Source organism: Bacillus cereus group sp. MYBK222-1 (genome assembly GCF_051916425.1).
Taxonomy (GTDB): Bacteria; Bacillota; Bacilli; order Bacillales; family Bacillaceae_G; genus Bacillus_A; species Bacillus_A paranthracis.
The window spans coordinates 1-1,520 of sequence record NZ_JBQAGP010000024.1; the positions used below are offsets into that span (position 1 = coordinate 1).

Here is a 1,520-nt window from a genome sequence, read left to right on the forward strand (position 1 = left end):
TTTTAGTTTGGTTAAGTTAGAAAGGGCGCACGGTGGATGCCTTGACACTAGGAGTCGATGAAGGACGGGACTAACGCCGATATGCTTCGGGGAGCTGTAAGTAAGCTTTGATCCGAAGATTTCCGAATGGGGAAACCCACCATACGTAATGGTATGGTATCCTTATCTGAATACATAGGGTAAGGAAGACAGACCCAGGGAACTGAAACATCTAAGTACCTGGAGGAAGAGAAAGCAAATGCGATTTCCTGAGTAGCGGCGAGCGAAACGGAACATAGCCCAAACCAAGAGGCTTGCCTCTTGGGGTTGTAGGACATTCTATACGGAGTTACAAAGGAACGAGGTAGACGAAGCGACCTGGAAAGGTCCGTCGTAGAGGGTAACAACCCCGTAGTCGAAACTTCGTTCTCTCTTGAATGTATCCTGAGTACGGCGGAACACGTGAAATTCCGTCGGAATCTGGGAGGACCATCTCCCAAGGCTAAATACTCCCTAGTGATCGATAGTGAACCAGTACCGTGAGGGAAAGGTGAAAAGCACCCCGGAAGGGGAGTGAAAGAGATCCTGAAACCGTGTGCCTACAAATAGTCAGAGCCCGTTAACGGGTGATGGCGTGCCTTTTGTAGAATGAACCGGCGAGTTACGATCCCGTGCGAGGTTAAGCTGAAGAGGCGGAGCCGCAGCGAAAGCGAGTCTGAATAGGGCGTTTAGTACGTGGTCGTAGACCCGAAACCAGGTGATCTACCCATGTCCAGGGTGAAGTTCAGGTAACACTGAATGGAGGCCCGAACCCACGCACGTTGAAAAGTGCGGGGATGAGGTGTGGGTAGCGGAGAAATTCCAATCGAACCTGGAGATAGCTGGTTCTCCCCGAAATAGCTTTAGGGCTAGCCTTAAGTGTAAGAGTCTTGGAGGTAGAGCACTGATTGGACTAGGGGTCCTCATCGGATTACCGAATTCAGTCAAACTCCGAATGCCAATGACTTATCCTTAGGAGTCAGACTGCGAGTGATAAGATCCGTAGTCAAAAGGGAAACAGCCCAGACCGCCAGCTAAGGTCCCAAAGTGTGTATTAAGTGGAAAAGGATGTGGAGTTGCTTAGACAACTAGGATGTTGGCTTAGAAGCAGCCACCATTTAAAGAGTGCGTAATAGCTCACTAGTCGAGTGACTCTGCGCCGAAAATGTACCGGGGCTAAATACACCACCGAAGCTGCGGATTGATACCGAATGGTATCAGTGGTAGGGGAGCGTTCTAAGGACAGTGAAGTCAGACCGGAAGGACTGGTGGAGTGCTTAGAAGTGAGAATGCCGGTATGAGTAGCGAAAGACGGGTGAGAATCCCGTCCACCGAATGCCTAAGGTTTCCTGAGGAAGGCTCGTCCGCTCAGGGTTAGTCAGGACCTAAGCCGAGGCCGACAGGCGTAGGCGATGGACAACAGGTTGATATTCCTGTACCACCTCTTTATCGTTTGAGCAATGGAGGGACGCAGAAGGATAGAAGAAGCGTGCGATTGGTTG

Annotated in this window: 1 rRNA gene; it reads left to right on the forward strand. The window is 50.6% G+C overall.

The window, feature by feature from the left end:
• Positions 1–9: 9 nt before the first annotated feature.
• Positions 10–1,520, forward strand: a 23S ribosomal RNA gene (locus tag ACTFR9_RS27525); the annotation flags it as partial.